Annotated in this window: 16 protein-coding genes; 8 read left to right on the forward strand and 8 right to left on the reverse strand. The window is 75.5% G+C overall.

Annotated features, from left to right (window positions below; all coding sequences use genetic code 11):
• Positions 1 to 87: 87 nt before the first annotated feature.
• Positions 88 to 1,914, forward strand: a complete 1,827-nt coding sequence (locus tag ACFYNX_RS01215; RefSeq protein WP_388656305.1) for a serine hydrolase — start codon at positions 88 to 90, stop codon at positions 1,912 to 1,914.
• A gap of 19 nt (positions 1,915 to 1,933) precedes the next feature.
• Here ACFYNX_RS01215 and ACFYNX_RS01220 read toward each other — a convergent pair whose 3' ends face one another.
• The 7 genes from ACFYNX_RS01220 to ACFYNX_RS01250 all read right to left on the reverse strand — a co-directional run bounded on the left by ACFYNX_RS01220 (position 1,934) and on the right by ACFYNX_RS01250 (position 11,000).
• Positions 1,934 to 2,836, reverse strand: a complete 903-nt coding sequence (locus ACFYNX_RS01220) for a LysR family transcriptional regulator (RefSeq protein ID WP_365545332.1) — start codon at positions 2,834 to 2,836, stop codon at positions 1,934 to 1,936.
• A 65-nt stretch (positions 2,837 to 2,901) separates the two neighbouring features.
• Complete coding sequence (locus tag ACFYNX_RS01225) at positions 2,902 to 4,101, reverse strand: glycine C-acetyltransferase (protein ID WP_388656308.1); 1,200 nt, start codon at positions 4,099 to 4,101, stop codon at positions 2,902 to 2,904.
• 3 nt (positions 4,102 to 4,104) lie between these two features.
• Positions 4,105 to 5,139, reverse strand: coding sequence for an L-threonine 3-dehydrogenase (gene tdh, locus ACFYNX_RS01230; RefSeq protein ID WP_125658712.1), 1,035 nt, complete (start codon positions 5,137 to 5,139; stop codon positions 4,105 to 4,107).
• A gap of 203 nt (positions 5,140 to 5,342) precedes the next feature.
• Positions 5,343 to 6,926, reverse strand: a complete 1,584-nt coding sequence (locus tag ACFYNX_RS01235) for a phytoene desaturase family protein (protein ID WP_388656311.1) — start codon at positions 6,924 to 6,926, stop codon at positions 5,343 to 5,345.
• Between the two features lie 93 nt (positions 6,927 to 7,019).
• Positions 7,020 to 9,335, reverse strand: coding sequence for a tetratricopeptide repeat protein (locus ACFYNX_RS01240; protein ID WP_388656314.1), 2,316 nt, complete (start codon positions 9,333 to 9,335; stop codon positions 7,020 to 7,022).
• A complete protein-coding gene (locus ACFYNX_RS01245) occupies positions 9,317 to 10,231 on the reverse strand; it encodes an oxygenase MpaB family protein (RefSeq protein WP_388656316.1) in 915 nt (304 codons plus the stop codon). Before ACFYNX_RS01245 ends, ACFYNX_RS01240 begins: the two co-directional genes overlap by 19 nt.
• Before the next feature lie 229 nt (positions 10,232 to 10,460).
• Positions 10,461 to 11,000 carry a CGNR zinc finger domain-containing protein gene (locus ACFYNX_RS01250; protein ID WP_365545316.1) on the reverse strand — a complete coding sequence of 180 codons (540 nt, stop codon included), beginning with the start codon at positions 10,998 to 11,000 and terminating at the stop codon, positions 10,461 to 10,463.
• A gap of 122 nt (positions 11,001 to 11,122) precedes the next feature.
• On the opposite strand from ACFYNX_RS01250, the gene ACFYNX_RS01255 reads away from it, so the two are divergent.
• The 6 genes from ACFYNX_RS01255 to ACFYNX_RS01280 all read left to right on the forward strand — a co-directional run bounded on the left by ACFYNX_RS01255 (position 11,123) and on the right by ACFYNX_RS01280 (position 19,651).
• Positions 11,123 to 12,391 carry an MFS transporter gene (locus ACFYNX_RS01255; RefSeq protein WP_388656318.1) on the forward strand — a complete coding sequence of 423 codons (1,269 nt, stop codon included), beginning with the start codon at positions 11,123 to 11,125 and terminating at the stop codon, positions 12,389 to 12,391.
• 268 nt (positions 12,392 to 12,659) lie between these two features.
• The gene (locus ACFYNX_RS01260) at positions 12,660 to 15,071 is read left to right on the forward strand and encodes a phosphoketolase (protein WP_388656320.1); all 2,412 of its coding nucleotides are present in this window, start codon (positions 12,660 to 12,662) and stop codon (positions 15,069 to 15,071) included.
• Positions 15,072 to 15,229: 158 nt separating this feature from the next.
• A complete protein-coding gene (locus ACFYNX_RS01265) occupies positions 15,230 to 16,588 on the forward strand; it encodes a rhodanese-like domain-containing protein (RefSeq protein ID WP_388656322.1) in 1,359 nt (452 codons plus the stop codon).
• A gap of 146 nt (positions 16,589 to 16,734) precedes the next feature.
• On the forward strand, positions 16,735 to 17,478 hold the full coding sequence (locus ACFYNX_RS01270) for a sulfite exporter TauE/SafE family protein (RefSeq protein WP_388656325.1): 744 nt from the start codon (positions 16,735 to 16,737) through the stop codon (positions 17,476 to 17,478).
• A gap of 197 nt (positions 17,479 to 17,675) precedes the next feature.
• Entirely contained in the window at positions 17,676 to 18,251 is a 576-nt protein-coding gene (locus ACFYNX_RS01275) for a rhodanese-like domain-containing protein (protein WP_365545306.1), read from the forward strand.
• A 68-nt stretch (positions 18,252 to 18,319) separates the two neighbouring features.
• A complete protein-coding gene (locus ACFYNX_RS01280) occupies positions 18,320 to 19,651 on the forward strand; it encodes a nicotinate phosphoribosyltransferase (RefSeq protein ID WP_388656328.1) in 1,332 nt (443 codons plus the stop codon).
• A 163-nt stretch (positions 19,652 to 19,814) separates the two neighbouring features.
• Here the strand turns inward: ACFYNX_RS01280 and ACFYNX_RS01285 are convergent, their stop codons facing one another.
• Complete coding sequence (locus ACFYNX_RS01285; RefSeq protein ID WP_125666842.1) at positions 19,815 to 20,015, reverse strand: hypothetical protein; 201 nt, start codon at positions 20,013 to 20,015, stop codon at positions 19,815 to 19,817.
• A gap of 171 nt (positions 20,016 to 20,186) precedes the next feature.
• On the opposite strand from ACFYNX_RS01285, the gene ACFYNX_RS01290 reads away from it, so the two are divergent.
• Positions 20,187 to 21,047 carry a siderophore-interacting protein gene (locus ACFYNX_RS01290; RefSeq protein ID WP_388656331.1) on the forward strand — a complete coding sequence of 287 codons (861 nt, stop codon included), beginning with the start codon at positions 20,187 to 20,189 and terminating at the stop codon, positions 21,045 to 21,047.
• The last annotated feature ends 31 nt before the right edge of the window (positions 21,048 to 21,078 follow it).

A 21,078-nucleotide genomic window follows, 5' to 3' on the forward strand; every position in this document is an offset into this window, starting at 1 on the left:
GAGATCTTTACGGCCGATGCTACCGGAAGGGCCGTTCGGTCCGGGAGGATCCGTTTGGCGGTGGGCGGCGGTGGGATGACAGTGGGCATGACGGAGGATGCGGCGAGGCAAGGACGTTCGACCCGGCGCGCGTTCGGCGGCGGGCTGCTGGCCCTCGGAGGAGCGGTGGTGATCGGTGCGGCGCCGGGCGCCGGCCTCGCGGCGGGATCCGGGAGCGGATCGGGAGGCGGGCCCGGGAGCGGGACCGGGGCCGTCGCGCGGCGGACCACCCTGCGGCGCGGTCCGGCCGCGCGGGCCGGGCTGCTCGCGCCGCACCTCGACCGGTTGGTGACGGAGGCCGAGGCGTTCCTCGCCCCCTCCCCCGCGCACCCCTGGTACGCGGGCGCGGTCCTGCTCGCCGGGCGCGGCGGGACCGTGGCCCTGCACCGGGCGATCGGCTCGGCCGTGCGCTACGCGGCGTACGACGAGAAGACCGACACCGGCGTCGAACTGCCGCCGGAGCGGCAGCGGCCGACGACCGAGGACACCGTCTTCGACCTGGCCTCGGTCTCCAAGCTGTTCACCTCGATCCTGGCGGTGCAGCAGATCGAGCGCGGGGCCCTCGACCTGGAGGCGAGGGTCAAGGCGTACCTGCCGGAGTTCGGCGGCGGCGGGAAACGGGACGTGACGGTGCGCCAGCTCCTCACCCACACCTCGGGGTTCCGGTCCTGGATCCCGCTCTACCGGGAGCCGACGCGGGAGGGGAAGCTGCGGCTGCTCTGGGAGGAGCGGCTCGCGAACCCGCCGGGGTCCGCGTACCTCTACTCCGACCTCAACCTGATCTCGCTGCAACTGGTCCTGGAGGAGATCACCGGTCGCGGTCTGGACGTCCTGCTCCACGACGAGATCACCGCTCCGCTCGGGATGCGCCGCACGCGCTTCAACCCCCCGGCCTCCTGGCGGCCGGACATCGCCGCCACCGAGGACGCCCGGCCGCCCTGGTCGGGACTGGACCGGGGCATGGTGTGGGGCGAGGTCCACGACGAGAACGCCCACGCGCTCGGCGGGGTCGCCGGGCACGCCGGGGTCTTCTCGCGCGCCTGGGACCTGGCGGTCCTCGCCCGCGCCCTGCTCAACGGCGGGGCGTACGGCCGGGCCCGCATCCTCTCCCCCGCCTCCGTGGAGCTGATGTTCACCGACTTCAACACCGCCTTCCCCGGCGACGCCCACGGGCTCGGCTTCGAGCTCCACCAGCACTGGTACATGGGGGCGATGGCCACGCCCCGCACGGCCGGGCACACCGGTTTCACCGGCACCAGCCTCGTCCTGGACCCGACGACCGACTCGTTCCTGATCGTCCTCGGCAACTCCGTGCACCCGGTGCGTTCCTGGCGCTCCGGCTCCGCGCCGCGCGTCGCCACCGCGAACCGCCTGGCCAGGGCCGTGCCCGTACGGCCCGCCCGGGGGCGTACGGCCTGGTTCTCGGGAATGGCGAGCGGCGCCACCGCCACCCTCGCCCTGCCCCCGGTGCCCGGTGCCGCGCGCCTGGAGTGCGCGCTGTGGTGGGACACCGAACCGGACGCGGACGCCGTCTTCCTGGAGGCCTCCCGCGACGGCGGGGCGACCTGGGAGGCGGTGCCGTTCGTCACCGCGCGCCCCGGAGAGGAGCCGTCGCCGCACCCGGCGGGGGCGGTGGGCGGCTGGTCCGGGCGGGTCTGGCACCGGCTGGCGGCCGAGGTGCCGGGGGCGGCCCGGGACTCCGCCCCCGTACGACTGCGGTGGCGGTACGCGACGGACGCGCGGTACGTCGGACGCGGGGTGTACGTGGACGGGCTGCGGGTCCTCGACGCCGCCGGGCGGCCGCTGTTCGACGAGGCCCGGCCGGCGGACGGCGCGCGGATCGAGGCGGTGGGCTGGACGGCGTCCCGGGACTGACCGGCCCGGTCCGGGGTCCTCAGTCGGCCGCCGCCGTGCGCAGCTCCGTCAGGAGCGGGCTGATCAGGGGGTGTTCCTCGGCTCCGCGCCGTACCGCGGCGAAGACCCGGCGGGTGGGGGCGACCCCGTCCACGGGGCGGATCTCGACGCCCGTGAGGTCCGTCCCGCGCAGCGCCGAGCGGGGCACGAGGGCGACTCCGGCGGAGGCGGAGGCGAGGGCGACGACGGCGCGGAAGTCGTCGGAGACGTGCGCGAAACGGGGGGCGAAGCCGGCGTACTCGCAGGCCAGGACGGTGACGTCGTGGCAGGGGTTGCCGGTGGACTGCCCGATCCAGTCGTCCTTGGCGAGGGCGGCGAGCGCGACCCGGTCGCCGGCCGCCAGGGGGTGGCCGGCCGGCAGGACCGCGTCGAAGGGCTCGGCGTAGAGCGGGACGCGGGTGAGCCGGTCGTCGTCCTCGCCCGGCGCGCCCCGGTACTCGACGGCGACGGCCACGTCCACCTGCCGGTCCAGGACCATGAGCAGGCTCTCGTCGCCCTCGGCGTCCCGCACCCGGACCCGGATGCCGGGCGCGGTGCGGGCGAGCGCCGTGAGGGCGGGGGCGACCACGAGGCCGATGCCGGTGGCGAAGGCGGCGACCGTGACCGTGCCGGCCTCGCCGGAGCCGTAGGCGGCGAGCTCGGCCTCGGCGCGCTCCAGTTGGGCCAGGACGGCGTTGGCGTGCTGGAGCAGGATCTCGCCGGCCGGGGTGAGGCGGGCGCCCCGGGCGCTCCGCTCGACCAGACGGTGGCCGGTCTCCTGCTCCAGGGCGGCGAGCTGCTGGGAGACGGCGGAGGGGGTGAGGTAGAGCGCGGCGGCCGCCGCCGTGACCGTGCGGTGGTCGGCCACCGCACGGAGGATGTGCAACCGCCGCGCTTCGATCATGTCCCCAGTCTCGCAGGCCGGAGGGCCTGCTCCGGACCCCTGGGGCCGGGGTCCGGGACCGGGTCTCAGCCGGTCAGGGCGGCGCGGGCCGCGACGAACGCGTCCACGGCCCGGTTCACGTCCTCCGTGGAGTGGGCGGCCGAGAGCTGGACGCGGATGCGGGCCCGGCCCTGCGGCACGACCGGGTACGAGAAGCCGATCACGTACACGCCGCGCTCCAGGAGCAGCTCGGCCATCCGGCCGGCGACGGCGGCGTCCCCGATCATGACGGGGGCGATGGCGTGGTCGCCGGGGAGGACATCGAAGCCCTCCTCGGTCATGCGGGAGCGGAAGAGCGCCGTGTTGGCCCTCAGGCGGTCGCGCAGGTCGCCGGCGGACTCCAGGAGGTCGAGGACCTTGAGGGAGGCGGCGGCGATGACCGGGGCGAGGGTGTTGGAGAAGAGGTACGGGCGGGAGCGCTGGCGCAGCAGGGCGACGATCTCGGCGCGGGCGGCGACGTAGCCGCCGGAGGCGCCGCCGAGGGCCTTGCCGAGGGTGCCGGTGATGATGTCGACGCGGTCCATGACGCCGTGCAGCTCGGGGGTGCCGCGCCCGCCGGGGCCGACGAAGCCGACGGCGTGCGAGTCGTCGACCATGACCATGGCGTCGTGGCGCTCGGCCAGGTCGCAGATCTCGTCGAGGGGGGCGACGTAGCCGTCCATCGAGAAGACGCCGTCGGTGACGATCAGCTTGCGCCGGGCGCCGCCCTCGGTCGCCTCCTTGAGGCGCTGCTCGAGGTCGGCCATGTCGCGGTTGGCGTAGCGGAAGCGGCGGGCCTTGGAGAGGCGGATGCCGTCGATGATCGAGGCGTGGTTGAGGGCGTCGGAGATGACGGCGTCCTCGGGGCCGAGGATCGTCTCGAAGACGCCGCCGTTGGCGTCGAAGCAGGAGGAGTAGAGGATCGTGTCCTCCTGGCCCAGGAAGGAGGACAGGCGCGCCTCCAGCTCCTTGTGCACCTCCTGCGTACCGCAGATGAAGCGGACGGACGCCATGCCGTAGCCCCAGCGGTCCAGGGCCTCGTGGGCGGCGGCGACCACCTCGGGGTGGTCGGCCAGGCCCAGGTAGTTGTTGGCGCAGAAGTTGAGCACCTCGCCGGGGCGGCCGCCGGCGGTCACCTCGACGGTGGCCGACTGGGGAGTGCCGATGACGCGCTCGGGCTTGTGGAGCCCGGCCTGCTCGATCTCTTCGAGGGTGGCACGGATGTCGTCGCGAACGGAATCGAACATGGGTCAGGCTCCCGCAGTCCAGTCGAGGATGATCTTGCCGCTCTTGCCGGAGGCCGCGTCGTCGAAGGCGGCCTCGAAGTCGGTGTACGCGTACCGGCCGGTGATCACGGGGGCGAGGTCGAGGCCGCCCTCCAGGAGCACCGACATCGCGTACCAGGTCTCGAACATCTCGCGGCCGTAGATGCCCTTGACCGTGATCATGGAGGTGACGATCTTGGCCCAGTCGACGGCGAAGTCCTCGCTGGGCAGGCCCAGCATGGCGATCTTGCCGCCGTGGGTCATGTTGGCGACCATGTCGCGCATCGCGTGCGGGTTGCCGGACATCTCCAGGCCGACGTCGAAGCCCTCCTTGAGCCCGAGGGTGCGCTGGCCGTCCGCGATGGTCCGCTCGGCGACGTTCAGGGCGAGGGTGACGCCCGTCTTGCGGGCGAGGTCGAGGCGCTCCTCGCTGACGTCGGTGATGACGACGTTGCGGGCGCCGGCGTGCTTGGCGACGGCGGCGGCCATGATGCCGATCGGTCCCGCGCCGGTGACCAGGACGTCCTCGCCGACGAGCGGGAAGGAGAGCGCGGTGTGGACGGCGTTGCCGAAGGGGTCGAAGATCGCGGCGACGTCGAGGTCGACGGGGACGCGGTGCACCCACACGTTGGAGGCGGGCAGCACGACGTACTCCGCGAAGGCGCCGTCGCGGCCGACGCCGAGGCCGACGGTGGCGCGGCAGAGGTGGCGGCGGCCGGCCAGGCAGTTGCGGCACTTGCCGCAGACGAGGTGGCCCTCGCCGCTGACCAGGTCGCCGACGGCGATGTCGGCGACGTCACGGCCGGTGTGGACGACCTCGCCGACGAACTCGTGGCCGAGCGTCAGCGGGGTGGCGATCGTCTTCTGCGCCCAGCCGTCCCAGGAGCGGATGTGCAGGTCGGTGCCGCAGATGCCGGTCCGCTTGACCTTGATGAGGACGTCTCCGGGGCCGGTCTCCGGCTCGGGCACGTCCGTGAGCCAGAGTCCCGGCTCCGCCTTCAGCTTGACCAGTGCCTTCAATGCAACGGCTCCCGACGTGCGTGTCCTGTGATGCGGGGGTGAGGGCAGGGCTGTGCGCCCAAGATCCCTGGAAGAGAATCTCCCGTACGCGCGGCCCCGGTCCATCGAGGATTTCTTAAGCGCGCTCGCAGATCAGCTTCACACCCCGGGCGGGGACGGCCCGGCGTCAACACGCGGGCACGGCGCTCACCCCTCGGGGGGCGTCACCGCCCCAGGACGCTCATCGCCGCGTTGTGGCCGGGGATGCCGCTCACTCCCCCGCCCCGGACCGCTCCCGCGCCGCAGAGGAGCAGGTTGGCGTGGCGGGTCCCGACGCCCCAGCGGCCGCTGTCCTCTCCGTGGGCCGGCTCGTCCGCGTAGGGGAAGGAGAGGTCGCGGTGGAAGATGTGGCCGCCGGGCAGCCGCAGGTCGCGTTCGAGGTCGAGCGGGGTCTTCGCCTCGATGCAGGGCCGCCCGTCGGCGTCGGGGGCGAGGCAGTCGGTGATCGGCTCGTCCAGGTGGGCGTCGAGCTGGGCGAGGGTGGCCGCGAGGAGCGCGGCGCGGGCGCCGTCGTTGTCGGCGGCGAACAGCCGGGCGGGGGCGTGCAGTCCGAAGAGGGTGAGGGTCTGGTACCCCCGGGCGGCGAGGTCCGGGCCGAGGATCGTCGGGTCGGTGAGGGAGTGGCAGTAGATCTCGGAGGGCGGGGCGGTGGGCAGGCGCCCGGCGGCCGCCTCGGCGTGGGCGGTGGCCAACTGCCCGTACCCCTCGGCGATGTGGAAGGTGCCGGCGAAGGCCTCGCGGGGGTCGACGGAGCGGTCCCGGAGCCTCGGCAGCCGGGTGAGCAGCATGTTGACCTTGAGCTGGGCGCCCTCGGGGGCGGGCGGGGGCGGGTCGCCGAGGAGCGCGGCCAGGTCGCGCGGGGAGGCGTTGACGAGGACGTGGCCGGCCTCGACGGTCCCCTCGCCGTCGGCCGTGCGGTACGTGACCTCGGCGCGGCGGCCGTCGGTCTCGATCCGGGTGACCTCGTGGCCGGTGCGCAACTGGGCTCCGGCGGCGCGGGCCGCGTCCGCGAGGGCGTCGGTGAGCGCGCCCATCCCGCCCACGGGCACGTCCCAGTCGCCGGTGCCGCCGCCGATGACGTGGTAGAGGAAGCAGCGGTTCTGGAGGAGGGTGGGGTCGTGGGCGTCGGCGAAGGTGCCGATGAGGGCGTCGGTGAGGACGACGCCGCGGACCAGGTCGTCGGCGAAGTCCTTCTCCACCGCGATGCCGAGGGGCTCCTCGAAGAGCATCCGCCAGGTGTCGGCGTCGTCGACGCGGGCGCGCAGCTCGGCGCGGCCGGGGAGCGGTTCGGTGAGGGTGGGGAAGATCCGGCGGGCGGCCCGGCCGGTGCGGGCGTAGAACGCCCGCCAGGCCTCGTACTCGCGGTCGGAGCCGGTCAGGGCGGCGAAGGAGGCGCGGGTGCGCTCGGGACCGCCGCCGACGAGGAGGCCGCCGTCGCCCTTCGGGGTGTACGAGGAGACGGACCGCTTCCGCACCTCGAACCTCAGGCCGAGGTCCCGGACGATCTTCTCCGGGAGGAGCGAGACGAGGTACGAGTACCGGGAGAGGCGTGCGTCCACCCCGGCGAACGGGCGGGTGGAGACGGCCGCCCCGCCCGTGGAACCGAGGCGTTCCAGGACGAGGACGGTCCGCCCGGCGCGGGCCAGGTAGGCGGCGGCGACGAGCCCGTTGTGCCCGCCCCCGACGACCACGGCGTCGTACGAGGGGGCGGGTGCGGGGACTCCCGGAAGCGGGGCGGGGGCGGTCATGGCTCATGCTCACACGCGGGCGGGGGCGGGGAAGGGGGCGGGGGCGGGGCCGGGGGCGGCACCTCCCGTGGGAGGCGGCTCCCACCCGGCGGGTCAGGCCGGGGCCGCTCCCCGGGGTGGTGTGGCCGCTCCGAGGAGGAGGGCGGCGGCCTCGGCCGGCCGGCCGAGCCGTTCGAGGCAGTGGGCCCCGTCCTCCAGGGCGGCGACGGTGTCGGGGTGGGCGGGGCCGAGGAGCCGGGTGCGGGCGGCGGCGACGGCGCGGTGGGTGTCCAGGGCCTCTTCCCAGCGGTCGAGCCGGCCGAGGGCGACGGCGGTCTCGCGGCGGCTGAGGAGGGTGTCCGGGTGGTCGGCGCCCAGGACGCGCTCCCGGTCGGCGTGGACGGCCCGGGACTCCGCGAGCGCCTCCTCCCAGCGCCCGAGCCGGCCGAGGTTGACGGCGAGGGCGTGGCGGGCGCGCAGGGTCTCGGGCCCGTCGGCGCCCTGGGCGCGGGTGCGGGCGGCGACGAGGTCGCGGCAGACGTCCAGGGCGTCCGCGGCCTGTCCGAGCCGCCCGAGGAAGACGCCGGTCTCGTAGCGGGCGGCGAGGGTCTCCGGGTGGTCGGCGCCGAGGGCCGAGGCGCGCGCCTCGGCGACCGCCCGGTACTGGGCGAGCGCCTCCTCGCCGCGCCCCAGGCGCCCGAGGACGTGGGCGACCTCCTGGCGGGTCGCCAGCGTGTCGGGATGGGCGGGGCCGAGCAGCCGGGCCCGCGCCTCCGCGACCTCGTGCGCCGTGCGGTGCGCCTCCTCCAGGCGACCGAGGCGGCCGAGGGTGAACGCCAGGTTGTGGCGGCAGCGCAGGGTGTCGGGGTGGTCGGGGCCGACGGTGCGCTCGCGGGCGGCGAGCACCTCGACGTACAGCTCGTACGCCTCGGGGTGCCGGCCGAGGCGGCCGAGCGCGTACGCCCGCTCCTGCCGCGCCGCGAGCGTGTCGGGGTGGTCCTCGCCGAGGACGCGGGCGCGGGCGCGGGCGACCCGGTCGAAGGCGTGCAGGGCGTCGGCGGGGCGGTCGAGGCGGGCGAGGGCGAAGCCGACCTCGTAGTGGCTGGCGAGGGTGTCGGGGTGGTCGGGGCCGAGGACCCGCGAGCGGTCCTCGGCGACGGAGCGGTGCACCGCCTCGGCCTCGTCCCAGCGGCCGAGCCTGCCGAGGCCCATTCCGGCCCGGTACCGGCCGGCGAGCACCGCGACCAGTTCGGCGGGGGGCGCGGCCGGGGCGAACGCGGTGGTGGCGGGCGCGGGCGCCGGGGTGGCGGGCGCGGCGGTGGCGGGTGCGGGCGCCGAGGTGGCGGGTGCGGCGGTGGTCCACTCGGTGGTGAGGACGGCCGCGGCGGGGTCGTGGGCGGCCGGACGCGGGCCATCGCCGGACGCGGCGGCCGGGCGGTGCCCGCCGGCCATCCCCCGCGCCCACGCGGGCGCGGGCGCGGCGGGACCGGGGCCGGGCCCGGTGCCGTCCGGCACGGGCCGGGTCGGCGGAAGGGGCGGCTGTGCGGGCACGCCGGGCAGCGGCCCGAACGGGGACGGGCCCGCGCGGCCCGAGACGATCCGACGGCGCAGGTCGCCCGCGTCGGCCGGCCGCTCCTCGGGGACCTTGGCGAGCAGGTCGACGACGAGGCGGTCGAAGTAGTCGGGCAGCTCGGCCCGGTGGGCGCGCGGCGGGCGCGGCACCGTGTCCCGGTGCCCGATGAGGATCGCCCAGGAGTCGCCGAGGTCGAAGGGCGGGGCGCCGGTGGCGAGTTCGTACAGCACGCACCCCAGCGAGTAGAGGTCGCTGCGGTGGTCGACCTCGCCGCCGCCGATCTGCTCCGGGGACATGTAGTGGGGCGTCCCCATGGCGATGCCGGTCCCGGTGAGCTTGGAGGTGAGGCCCATGTCGGCGCCGAGTCGCGCTATTCCGAAGTCGCAGATCTTCACCGTGCCGTCCCGCAGCCGCATGATGTTCGCGGGCTTCAGGTCGCGGTGCACGATGCCCTGGTGGTGCGTGTACGCGAGGGCGTCGGCGACCTGGTCGGTGATCTCGACGAGGTCCTGGACGGGCAGCGGGTTCTGGGCGTTGGCCACGAGGAGCTGGCTGAGGTTGCGGCCCTCCAGGAGCTCCATGACGAGGAAGAGCACGCCCTCGTACTCGCCGAAGTCGTGCACGACGGTGATGCCGCGGTGCTGGAGCGCGGCGGCCACCCGGGCCTCGCGCCGGAAGCGCTCGCGCACCACGTCGCGGGCGTGGGGGTCCTGCTGCGGACCGAGGGGTTTGAGGCACTTCACGGCGACGCGGCGGCCGAGCGCCTCGTCGGTGGCGCGCCACACCTCGCCCATGCCGCCGCGGCCGATGACCTCGTGCAGGCGGTACCGGCCCTGGATCAGTCTGGAGTCCCCCATCGCGTGCCGCCGCCCCCGTCGATTCCGTGCGCCCTTTCCGGTGTGTCCAGTATGGCCGCCGGGTCGGACAAGGGGTACGGGGTGGGGTACGCGCAAGGGTCGGGGCGCGTCTCCGGGCCGAGCCGTGCCACGGCCCGCAGGACGTGCCGGGGCGGCAGCCTCCAGCGCAGGCCGGAGGGGACGCAGCGCAGGAGGTTGGCGGTGGCGACGAGCCGGCGGGTGACGGTTTCGGGCGGCGGGGCGGGCCGTCCGTAGAGGGCGTGGGCGTACGGGGGCAGGGTGTCGTACGCGAGTGCCGTGACGCGCCGCCAGATCACCTCGCGCGCCGGTACCAGGGCGGGTCCGACGGGCGGGCGGCGCAGGAAGTCCTCGACGGTCCGGGCGTCGGGCCCGGCGGCGAGCCGGGGGCGCACCGCCTCGAAGTAGGCGGCGAGTTCGGCGGTGGACGCCGGGACGGCGTCCGGGTTGAGGCCCACGAGCCGGGCCGAGGCGCGGTGTTCGCCGACGTAGCGGTCGGCCGCGGCGTCGGTGAGCGGGATCCCTGAGCGGCGGGCGACGGAGAGGTACGAGTCGGTCTCGGCGCAGTGGACCCAGAGCAGCAGTTCGGGGTCGTCCACGCCGAGCCGCCGGTGGATCCGGCGGACGCGGGCGCCGGCCTCCTCCGCCGCGGCGGTGGTGCCGTAGCTGAGGGTCCCGACGAAGTTCGCCGTCCGCATCAGGCGGCCCCAGGGGTCCTGCCGGAAGCTGCTGTTGATCATGACGCCGCGAACGGCGACGGGGTGCAGCGCCTGGAGCCAGAGGGCCCGGACTCCGGCGATCCACATCACCGGGTCGCTGTGGAGCTGCCAGGTCACGGAGCGGGGCCCGAAGAGCCCGGGGTCGGCTTCCTGCGTCATGGCGTTCAGGCTACGCCGGAACGGGGGCGGGGAAGCCGGTCGGGACCGTTCCCGTACGACCGGGCGTCGGGGCTGCTCCCGTATGCCAGGGCCTCGCGTCGTTCCCGTACGGCGGAGCCTTGGAGCCGTTCCCGTATGACCGGGTGTCGGGACCGTTCCCGTATGCCAGGGCCTCACGCCGTTCCCGTACGCCGGAGCCTCGGGCCCGTTCCCGCGGAGGAGCCGCGTCTCAGGTCGCCCGCCGCTGCCGGGACGCGTAGGCCCGGGACTTGTTGCGGTTCCCGCACACCCGCATGGAGCACCAGCGGCGGCTCCGGTTCTTCGACACGTCCCAGAAGGCCCATCCGCAGGTGTGCTCGGCGCAGCGCTTGAGCCGGGCGGCGTCCCCGGTCGCGACCAGTTCGCTCCAGGCGATGGCGATCCGTGCCAGCGGTTCGCGCTGCGGGGGCAGTCCGGCCGAGGGGGTCAGGACGCCGTGGGCCGTGATCCGCACCGGGTGCGCGGCGAGGACCCGGTCCGCCTCGGCGAGCAGGGCGGGGTCGGGGGCGTCGCCGACATGGACCCCCAGCTCCTCGCGGAGGCCGGCGCGCAGGGCCAGGTAGTCGCGGTGGATCCCGTCGGGGACCGTACCGGGCACGTCGAGCAGGCCGCGCCCCTCCAGCCAGTCGGCGAGCCCGGCCGGGGTGGCGATCTCGTCGCTCCCCTCCTCCACGTCGACCGTGTTGGCGAAGGCCTCCACGAGGACGGCCGGGGCGGGCGGCTCCAGCATGACGACTCCTTCCGCGAACCTCCCCCCATCCTACCGGTCAAACGTTTAGACGGTTGCGGACCGGGCGGCCGTACGCCAGAGTGGCTTCACCGGCTAAAGGGTTAGATGGTTAGGGGAGAATCATGCTCACAGCGCCGCCCGGAGCGACGAAGACCGGCGAGAGCCCCGGCCGGGCCGACCCCCGCCGCCGCAACACCCCGGTCCTGGTCGGCTTCACCGCCGTCACCAACCTCGCCGACGGGGTGGTGAAGATGGCCCTCCCGGTGCTCGCCGCCCGGCTCACCGGCTCCCCCGCCGAGGTCACCGCCGTCTCGCTGACCCTCACGCTGCCCTGGCTGCTCGTGGCCCTGCACGTCGGCGTGCTCGTCGACCGCTTCGACCGGCGGCTGCTCCTCTGGGGCGCGAACGGAGCGCGGCTGGCGGCGACGGTCCTGCTCACCGCCTCCGCCGCGGGCGGCGGCCTCACCCTCGGGGTGCTCCTGGGCGCCGGGGCGGTCCTCGGCGTCGCCGACGTCCTCGCCTCGACCGCCGCCTCCGCCCTGGTCCCGGCCGCGGTGCCGGCGGAGCGGCGTGAGGGCGCCAACGCCTGGATGGTGGGGGCCGAGACCGTCGGCCAGGAGTTCGCCGGTCCCTTCGTCGGCGGGCTGCTGCTGGCCGCCGGGACGGGCTTCGCCCTGGGGGCGACGAGCGTCGCGTACGCCCTCGCCGCCCTCTCCCTGTTCCTCCTGGTGGGCCGTTTCCGGGCCCCCGCGCCCGCCCCGGACGCGGTGGCCGTCCCGGTCAACGCCCGGATCGCCGAGGGGATGCGCTTCCTGTGGCGGGACCGGGTGCTGCGCACGCTGTCGCTGATCGTCGCCGTGCTCGCCGCCGTCTGGGGCGCCTGGCTGGCGCTCATGCCGCTCTACGCCCAGCGGGACATGGCGCTCGGCCCCCGGGAGTACGGCATCGTGCTCAGCGCCCTCGGCGTCGGCGGGCTGGTGGGCGCGGCGGTCGTCACCCGGGTGAACCGGCTGCTCGGCGCGCGCTGGGCGATGTTCGCCGATCTGGTCGGCACCGCCCTGATGGTGGCCCTGCCCGCCCTGACCACCGACATCCGGGCCGTGGCGGCCGGGGCCTTCCTCGGCGGCATGGGCGGCACGCTCTGGACGGTCAACGCCCGCACCCTCACCCAGCGCGTCGTCCCCGACGAGATGCTCGGCCGCTACAGCGCGGCGGCCCGGCTCTTCAGCTTCGGCGCCATGCCGCTGGGCGCGGCCCTGGTCGGGCTCCTGGCCGAGTGGGGCGGCACGCGGCTCGCCTTCGGCGTCTTCGCGGTGGCCGTCGCGGTGACCCCGGTGCCGTTCCTCAGGCACGTCACCCCTTCCGCCCTGCGGGCCTTCCGCGCCCGCTGAGAGGCCCGGGAGCCCCGGCCCGTCCGGTTCCCCTGACCCGTCCGGCCCCTCTTGCGGGCGCACCGCCCTGTGTCACGCCCCCTCCGGGCGGATCGCGCACCACCATGGGACGTGCGCGCCCGGAGCGGGGCGTGTCCGGGGCGGCGCGCGGGGCAGACGCCCCCGGAGGACACCGGGGCCGGTCGGCCGGGCGACCGCGTCCGCGCACACGGGGCCGTACGAGGCCGTACGGGCACACGGCCCACACGAGGCAGACGACGGAGGAGACATGCGCATGAACAGGCGCTCGAACGGCGCGTCCCCGACCGACGAGGAGATCGACGCGCTCGACGCCCACTGGCGGGCGGCCAACTACCTCGCCGTCGGACAGATCTACCTGATGGACAACCCGCTGCTGCGCAAACCCCTGGAACCGGAGCACATCAAGCCCCGGCTGCTCGGACACTGGGGCACGTCCCCGGGGCTGAACCTCGTGCACACCCACCTCAACCGGGTGATCCGGAACCGCGGCCTCGACGCCCTGTGCGTGTGGGGACCCGGCCACGGCGGACCGGCCGTGGTCGCGAACTCCTGGCTGGAGGGCAGCTACAGCGAGGTCTACCCGGACGTGAGCCGGGACGAGGAGGGCATGGCCCGGCTGTTCCGGCAGTTCTCCTTCCCCGGCGGGGTGCCGAGCCACGTGGCGCCCGAGACCCCCGGCTCGATCCACGAGGGCGGCGAGCTGGGCTACTCCCTGTCCCACGCGTACGGCGCCGCCCTCGACAACCCGGACCTCCTGGTGGCCTGCGTCATCGGGGACGGCGAGGCGGAGACGGGGCCGCTCGCCGCGTCCTGGCACGCGAACAAGTTCCTCGACCCCGTCCACGACGGGGCCGTCCTGCCGATCCTGCACCTCAACGGCTACAAGATCGCGAACCCCACCGTGCTCGCCCGGCTCCCCGAGGCGGAGCTCGACGAGCTGCTGCGCGGCTACGGCCACGAACCGCTGCACGTGAGCGGCGACGACCCGCGCCGGATCCACCGGGCGATGGCAGCGGCGATGGACACCGCGCTCGACCGCATCCGGGACGTCCAGCGGAAGGCCCGCGACGGCAAGCCGGGCGAGCGGCCGAGGTGGCCGGTGATCGTCCTGCGCACGCCGAAGGGCTGGACCGGCCCCGCGGAGGTCGACGGGCTGCCCGTCGAGGGCACCTGGCGCTCCCACCAGGTACCCCTGCCGGGCGTGCGGGAGAACGCGGAGCACCGCGGACAACTGGAGGCGTGGCTGCGCTCGTACCGGCCCGAGGAGCTGTTCGGCGACGACGGCACGCCGTCCGAGCAGGTGCTCGCCTGCGTGCCGGAGGGGGAGCGCCGGCTCGGCGCCACCCCGTACGCCAACGGCGGCCTGCTGCGGCGGGACCTGCCCGTGCCGCCCCTGGAGCGCTTCGCCGTGCCGGTGGAGGAGCCGGGCGCCACCCGGCACGAGCCGACCGGCGTCCTCGGGGACCTCCTCGAAGCCGTCATGGCCGCCACCGCCGACCGGCGCGACTTCCGGCTCGTCGGCCCCGACGAGACCGCGTCGAACCGGCTCCAGGCGGTGTACGGGGCCAGCGGCAAGGCCTGGCAGGAACCGCTCCTGAAGACCGACGAGCACCTCGACCGGCACGGGCGCGTCATGGAGATCCTCTCCGAGCACACCTGCCAGGGCTGGCTGGAGGGATATCTGCTCACCGGCCGCCACGGGCTGTTCTCCTGCTACGAGGCGTTCGTCCACATCGTCGACTCCATGGTCAACCAGCACATCAAGTGGCTGCGGACCTCGCGCCGGCTGCCGTGGCGGGCCCCGATCGCCTCCCTCAACTACCTGCTGACCTCACACGTGTGGCGGCAGGACCACAACGGCTTCTCGCACCAGGACCCGGGCTTCGTGGACCACGTGCTCAACAAGAGCCCCGAGGTCGTCCGCGTCTACCTGCCGCCGGACGCCAACACCCTGCTGTCCGTCGCCGACCACGCGCTGCGCAGCCGGGACTACGTCAACGTGATCGTCGCCGGCAAGCAGCCCTGCTTCGACTGGCTCTCCCTGGACGAGGCCCGCGCCCACTGCGCCCGGGGCGCCGGGGTGTGGGAGTGGGCGGGCACCGAGGACGGCACGCGCGAGCCGGACGTGGTCCTCGCCTGCGCGGGCGACGTGCCCACCCAGGAGATCCTCGCGGCGGCGGGCCTGCTGCGGCGCCACCTGCCCGACCTGGCGGTCCGGGTGGTGAACGTGGTCGACATGACGCGGCTCATGCCCCACGAGGAGCACCCGCACGGGATGACCGACGGGGAGTACGACGCGCTGTTCACCACGGACCGGCCGGTGATCTTCGGCTACCACGGCTACCCCTGGCTGGTGCACCGGCTGGCCTACCGCCGGGCCGGGCACGCGAACCTGCACGTGCGGGGCTACAAGGAGATGGGCACCACCACGACCCCCTTCGACATGGTCGTGCGCAACGACCTCGACCGCTACCGCCTGGTGATGGACGTGATCGACCGCGTGCCCGGCCTGGGCGTACGGGCCGTGGGGGTGCGGCAGGCCATGGCGGACGCCCGTACCCGCCACCACTCCTGGATCCGGGAGCACGGCATCGACATGCCCGAGGTGGCCGACTGGACCTGGACCACGGCCGACGACCAGGACGAGAGCGTCCTGTGACGGACGCTCCCGGTGGGGGCGGGTGCGTGTCCGCGGCACGGACCGGCCCGACGCGGCACGGACCGGTCTGACACAGCCGGGAACATACCCCCCGGGGTAAGCCTGTTAAGGTGGACCATATACCCCGGGGGGTAATTTTCCAGCGAAGGGAACGGCACGTGTTCTTTGTCGACACCATCGACGTGGAGGGCCTCGGCAACCGCGGCTACGTGGCCGGTGGCGAGCGGACGGCGGTGGCGGTGGATCCGCCCCGCGACGTCGACCGGGTCCTCGCGGCCGCCGCCCGACGCGGCATACGCATATCCCACGTGGTGGAGACGCACCTCCACAACGACTACGTCACCGGCGGCCCGGAACTGGCCCGGCTCACCGGCGCCGCCTACCTGGTCCCGGCCGCCGCCCGCGTCTCGTTCGCCCGCGTCCCCGTCGCGGACGGCGACACCGTTGACGTCGACGCCGGCCTGACCCTGACGGCCGTCGCGACCCCGGGCCACACCCCGCACCACACCGCGTACGTCCTGAGCGAGGCCGGCCGGCCCGTGGCCGCGTTCACCGGCGGCTCCCTCCTCATCGGCACCGTCGGCCGCCCCGACCTCGTCGAGCCGCGCCTGACCGAGGAGCTGGCCCGCGCCCAGCACGCCTCCGCCCGCCGCCTCGCCCGGACCCTGCCCGACGAGACCGCCGTCCTGCCCACCCACGGATTCGGCAGCTTCTGCTCCTCCGCCCCGGCGGGCGGCGACGCCACCACGATCGGCAAGGAGAAGGCCGCCAACCCGGCCCTCACCACGGACGTGGACGCCTTCGTGACCGACCTGCTCACGGGCCTGGAGGACGTCCCCGCCTACTACGCGCACACGGGCCCGGTGAACGCGGCCGGTCCCGCGCCGGTGGACCTCACCCCGCCCGCGCCCGCCGACCCGGACGAGATCGCCGCGCGGCTCGCGGCCGGGGAGTGGGTCGTGGACCTGCGCAACCGGGTCGCGTTCGCCAAGGGGCACGTGGCCGGCTCGTTCAACTACGAGGCGGACGGCAAGCTCGCCACCTACCTGGCCTGGACCATCCCCTGGGGCAAACCCGTCACCCTCCTCGCCGAGACCGCCGAACGACTCGCCGCCGCCCAGCGCGAACTGGTGCGGGTGGGGATCGACCGCCCGGCGGCCGCCGCCCTCGGCGGGCCGGAGCGGTGGCTGCGCGCGGGGGAACGGCCGGCGTCGTTCGCCCGCTCCACGTTCGCCGGCCTGGCCGGGCGGGGTACGGACGGGATCGTCGTCCTGGACGTGCGCCGCGCGTCGGAACGCGCGGGCGGGTGGATCGAGGGCTCCGTCCACATCCCGGTCCACGCACTGCACCACCGCATCGGCGAGGTGCCCGACGGGACGGTCTGGGTGCACTGCGCCGGCGGCGTGCGCGCCGCCGTCGCCGCCTCCCTCCTCGACGCGGCCGGCCGCGAGGTGGTCGCCGTGGACGACGGCTTCGACGCCGCCACCGAGGCCGGACTGACCGTCGTCACCGGCTGAACCGGGCTCCACGCCCGCCCGTATCCGTACGTACGCCTGCCCGCCCGCCGGGGCACGGCCCACCCCTGCGCCGGGCCCCGCCCCGTGGGGCCCCTCCCGGCGGCAACAGAGAGAGCCACCCCCATGATGTCCCCCGGCACGACCGCGTGAGCGCGCTGGTCCTCGCCCTGACCGCCGGAGCGGTCGTCGGTCTGGCGCTCGGCGCCCTCGGCGGAGGAGGAGGCGTCCTGGCCGCCCCCGCCCTGATCCACCTGCTCGGCTTCACCCCGGCCGCCGCCGCCACGGCCGGCCTGGTCATCGTCACGGTCACCACGGTCGGCGCCCTGCCCGCCCACGTCCGCGACGGCCACGTCGTCTGGCGGACGGGCGCGCCGTTCGCGGCGGCGGGCGTGGTCCCGGCCTTCCTGGCCGGAGCCGCCGCGGCGCGCCTCCCCGGGTCCGTGCTCACCGTCGCGTTCGCGGCCGTCGCCGCGCTGGCGGCGCTGCGGATGCTGCGCCCTCCGGACGCCCGGCCGGCGACCGGCGTCCGCGCCGTCAGGGCGGCCGGGGCGGGGGCCGGGCTCGGCACGGTGACGGGCCTCCTCGGCGTGGGCGGCGGCTTCCTCGCCGTTCCCGTACTGACGGGGGTCCTGGGCCTGCGGATGCGGCAGGCGGTCGGCACGAGCCTGCTCGTCATCGCCGTCAACTCCCTGGCCGCGCTCGCCGCGCGCGGGGGGAGCGGCGGAGACCTGCGCTGGGAGCTGACCGGCCCCTTCGCGGCCGCCGCCGTCCTCGGCGCGTGGGACGGCAGGCGGCTCGCCGCCCGGGTCACCGGAGACGCGCTGCGGAAGGCCTTCGCGTGCGCGCTCCTGGCGGTGGCGGGCCTCATGCTCGTCGACGCCGTCCGCTGAGGCGCGCTTCCGGCGGGGCGCCGCCGCCCGTCGCCCAGGACGGCGTACGCCCCGGGCCCCCCGCCCCGGCCACGGCCGACCACCACGACCAGCCACCCCCACACATTCCGGCAACACTCCCGCAATACCCCCAGGGGTAAAATGTTCCCGCCCCGCGCGGGCCCCGTCGACAGACACGGACAAGGACCACATCCGCCATGACCACGCCCACCGCCCTCGGCACCGACGAGGCACGCGCCCGCCTGCACGAGCTGACCGTGATCGACGTGCGCACCCCGGGCGAGTTCGCGAGCGGCCACCTCCCCGGCGCGCTCAACGTCCCCCTGGACCGGCTCGAAAGCGCCCTGTCCGAGATCCGCGGGGCCGCCGACCGTGGGGAGGTCCTGGTGGTCTGCGCCTCCGGCGCCCGCTCGGAGAACGCCTGCCGGACCCTCGCCGGGCACGGCGTCACCGCCGCCACCCTCGCCGGCGGCACCGGCGCCTGGGCCACCGGCGGACACGACCTGCACCGCCCCGAGGGCGGCCCGCGCGCCTCCTGGGCCATGGAGCGGCAGGTCCGCCTCACCGCCGGCGCCGTCGTCCTCCTCGGACTGCTCCTCGGCCTGCTCGTCCACCCGGCCTTCCAGCTCCTCTCCGCGGGCATCGCCGCCGGCCTCGTCTTCTCGGCCGTGACCGACACCTGCGGCATGGCCGTCGTGCTCGGCAGGCTGCCCCGCAACCGGCCCCGCCCCGCCGACCTCGAAGCGACCCTCGCCGCGCTGCGCGGCCGCTGACACCGGGGGCGGGGACCGGGGCACGGCCTCCCCGTGCGCGCCGCCGGCCGGCCGCGCATGCTCGAAGCATGTCCCAGGTGACGACCACCGACCTGTACGAGGTCACGACGGCCCTCTCCTACCTGCGGGAGGACATGCGGGCACGGGCCACCTTCAGCCTCTTCGCGCGCGACCTGCCGCCGGGCCGCGGGTTCCTCGTGGCGGCCGGCCTCGAACCGGCCCTGGACTACCTCTCCCGGTTCCGGGTGGGCCGCTCCGACGTCCAGGACTTCGCCGAGACGCTGCGGCGGCCCGTCGGGGACCTCGAACCGCTCCACGGCCTGTCGTTCGACGGGGAGGTCCGCGCCGTGCCCGAGGGACGGATCGTCCTCGCGGGCGAGCCGCTCCTGGAGGTCACCGCACCGCTGCCGCAGGCCCAGCTCGTGGAGACGTACCTGCTGTCCCTCGTCTGCCACCAGACGACGGTCGCCTCCAAGGCGGCGCGGTGCGTGCTCGCCGCCGCCGGGCATCCCTTGGTGGACTTCTCGCTGCGCCGGACCCACGGACCCGAAGCGGGAGGGCAGGCCGCCCGGCTGTGCGCCCTGGTCGGCTTCGCGGGGACCAGCAACGTCGCCGCCGCCCGCCGGTACGGCATCGCGGCCGCGGGCACGATGGCCCACTCCTACATCGAGGCCTTCGGCTCCGAGGAGGAGGCGTTCCGGGCCTTCGCCCGCACCCACCCCGGTCCGGTGACCCTCCTCGTCGACACCTACGACACCGATCGCGGTGTCGCGACGGCCGCGCGCGTCCTCACGGACCTCCGGCTCGGTCCCGGCTGCGGGATCCGCCTCGACAGCGGTGACCTGGGCGCGCCGGCCCGCCGGGCCCGTGCCGTGCTCGACGGGACGGGCCTCGGGGACGTGCGGATCATCGCGAGCGGCGGCCTGGACGAGTACGGCGTCGACCGGCTCGTACGGGAGGGGGCGCCGATCGACGCGTACGCCGTGGGCACGAAGGTCGGCACGGCCGCCGACGCGCCGTACCTGGACATGGCGTACAAGCTGGTCGAGTACGACGGACGGCCCGTCATGAAGCTGTCCCCGGCGAAGGCGACGGCGCCGGGCCCCAAGCAGGTCTTCCGCGGCCCCGGTTTCCGCGACGTCGTGGGCCTGGCCCACGAGGAGCCCCCCGGGGGCACCGAGCCGCTGCTGCGGACCGTGATGCGCGGAGGGCTCCGGACGGAACCGCCCGACACCTTGGCAGCCGCCCGCGAACGCTTCGAGAGGGACCTCGCCGCCCTGCCGGAGGAGGCCCGGCGCATCGACCGGCCGGTGCCTCCCGTTCCCACGGCCTCGACCCGGCTGACGGTCCTGACGAGCCTGGTCCGACACAGGGTCGGGGCGGGGACGGCGCCGGGGTGACGGACGCCCCGGACACCATGCCCCGGGGCCCTCTTCCCCATGGCCGAGGGACCCGGGGGCTGAAGGGCCTTACGACTGGAGGCTCCCGGCCCGGACGCGCGTCGGCCCCGGGCCGGAGGCGCACGCCCTCCGGGCCGGGGCCGACGGGACACGACCCAGGGACCTAGGGCAGGAGTTCGTCCATGGAAGCGCGCCCCTTCTCCGCCATCCGGCGTTCCGCCCAGGCGAGGTTCTTCGGGGTCACGTCACGGCCGGAGGCGAGGACCAGGTCCTCCGCCGTGAACTCCCCCTCCGATCCGGCGTGCAGCAGCCGGTCGGGCGTCGGGGAGTCCCCCGGGGACGTCTTGTCGGGCTCAGCGTTCATGCCGCCTCCTACGTGTTCGTCCGGCACTGGCCATTCTGGTGGCCGGGCGGCGAGAGCGCATCCGGGGCCGGAGGGGGTCCGGTCCCGGCCCGTGTCGACGCGGTGTCGGCCCCCTGTCGGCGGCTCCCGGCAGGGTGGGTCCCCCGCCCCGACGACCACGAGGAGCCACCCATGTCCCCGTACCTGGCCCTGCCCCTGCGGCGCCCGCACGTCACCGCCGTCCGCCGGATCACGCCCCGCACGGTCCGGGTGACGCTGGGCGGCCCGTCGCTCGACGGGTTCGTGCTCGCCGGCCCCGACCAGCAGGTGAAGCTGTTCTTCCCCCGGCCGGGACAGCCGGAGCCGGTCCTGCCGGTCCCGGGACCCGACGGGGACGCGATGCGCTGGTACGCGGCGTACGCGGCGCTCCCCGAGGCGGAGCGTCCGTGGATGCGGAGCTACACCCTCCGGGCGCACGACCCGGCCGCCGGAACCGTCGACGTCGACTTCTTCCTCCACGGGGACGAAGGGGACGGAGGGAACGAGGGGCCCGCGACGCGCTGGGCGCGGACGGCGCGGCCCGGGGACGTGCTCGGCATGTTCGGCCCGTCGGAGGAGTTCGCGGTGCCCGTCGATCCGGGCGCCGGCGACTGGACCCTCCTCTACGCCGACGCCTGCGCGTTCCCCGCCCTGGCCACGGTCGTCGCCGCGCTCCCGCCGGGGCGGCGGGCCGTCGCCTACGTCCAGGTCCCGGACGCGGCCGAGGAGCAGCCCCTGCCGACGCCCGGCGACCTCACCGTGCGCTTCCTGCGCGACGACGACTCCCCGGTCGACGCCGTGCGGGCCGGCGACCTGCCGGAGGGGCGCCCGTACGCCTGGCTGGCGGGCGAGGCCTCGGCGGTGCGCGGGCTGCGGCGCCACCTCGTGGAGGAGCGGGGCGTCGACCGGCGCTCGGTGCACTTCACCGGGTACTGGCGCCGCCGCCTCGCCCAGGACGACGCCCCCACCCCGGAGGACCTCGCGGAGGCGAAGGAGCGCCTCGCGGGCGGCTGATCGGGGACGCCCCCGGTCGTACGGGCGACGC

The organism is Streptomyces sp. NPDC007872 (assembly GCF_042868165.1).
Taxonomy (GTDB): domain Bacteria; phylum Actinomycetota; class Actinomycetes; order Streptomycetales; family Streptomycetaceae; genus Streptomyces.

Bases quoted from the DNA above. Each gene is read 5' to 3' on its own strand.
- ACFYNX_RS01290 (WP_388656331.1), top strand. From the start codon at position 20,187: ATGTCCCCGTACCTGGCCCTGCCCCTGCGGCGCCCGCACGTCACCGCC.
- ACFYNX_RS01240 (WP_388656314.1), bottom strand. From the start codon at position 9,335: ATGGGGGACTCCAGACTGATCCAGGGCCGGTACCGCCTGCACGAGGTC.
- ACFYNX_RS01245 (WP_388656316.1), bottom strand. From the start codon at position 10,231: ATGACGCAGGAAGCCGACCCCGGGCTCTTCGGGCCCCGCTCCGTGACC.
- ACFYNX_RS01250 (WP_365545316.1), bottom strand. From the start codon at position 11,000: ATGCTGGAGCCGCCCGCCCCGGCCGTCCTCGTGGAGGCCTTCGCCAAC.
- ACFYNX_RS01215 (WP_388656305.1), top strand. From the start codon at position 88: ATGACGGAGGATGCGGCGAGGCAAGGACGTTCGACCCGGCGCGCGTTC.
- ACFYNX_RS01235 (WP_388656311.1), bottom strand. From the start codon at position 6,926: ATGACCGCCCCCGCCCCGCTTCCGGGAGTCCCCGCACCCGCCCCCTCG.
- ACFYNX_RS01275 (WP_365545306.1), top strand. From the start codon at position 17,676: ATGACCACGCCCACCGCCCTCGGCACCGACGAGGCACGCGCCCGCCTG.
- ACFYNX_RS01225 (WP_388656308.1), bottom strand. From the start codon at position 4,101: ATGTTCGATTCCGTTCGCGACGACATCCGTGCCACCCTCGAAGAGATC.
- ACFYNX_RS01260 (WP_388656320.1), top strand. From the start codon at position 12,660: ATGCGCATGAACAGGCGCTCGAACGGCGCGTCCCCGACCGACGAGGAG.
- ACFYNX_RS01255 (WP_388656318.1), top strand. From the start codon at position 11,123: ATGCTCACAGCGCCGCCCGGAGCGACGAAGACCGGCGAGAGCCCCGGC.
- ACFYNX_RS01280 (WP_388656328.1), top strand. From the start codon at position 18,320: ATGTCCCAGGTGACGACCACCGACCTGTACGAGGTCACGACGGCCCTC.
- ACFYNX_RS01285 (WP_125666842.1), bottom strand. From the start codon at position 20,015: ATGAACGCTGAGCCCGACAAGACGTCCCCGGGGGACTCCCCGACGCCC.
- ACFYNX_RS01220 (WP_365545332.1), bottom strand. From the start codon at position 2,836: ATGATCGAAGCGCGGCGGTTGCACATCCTCCGTGCGGTGGCCGACCAC.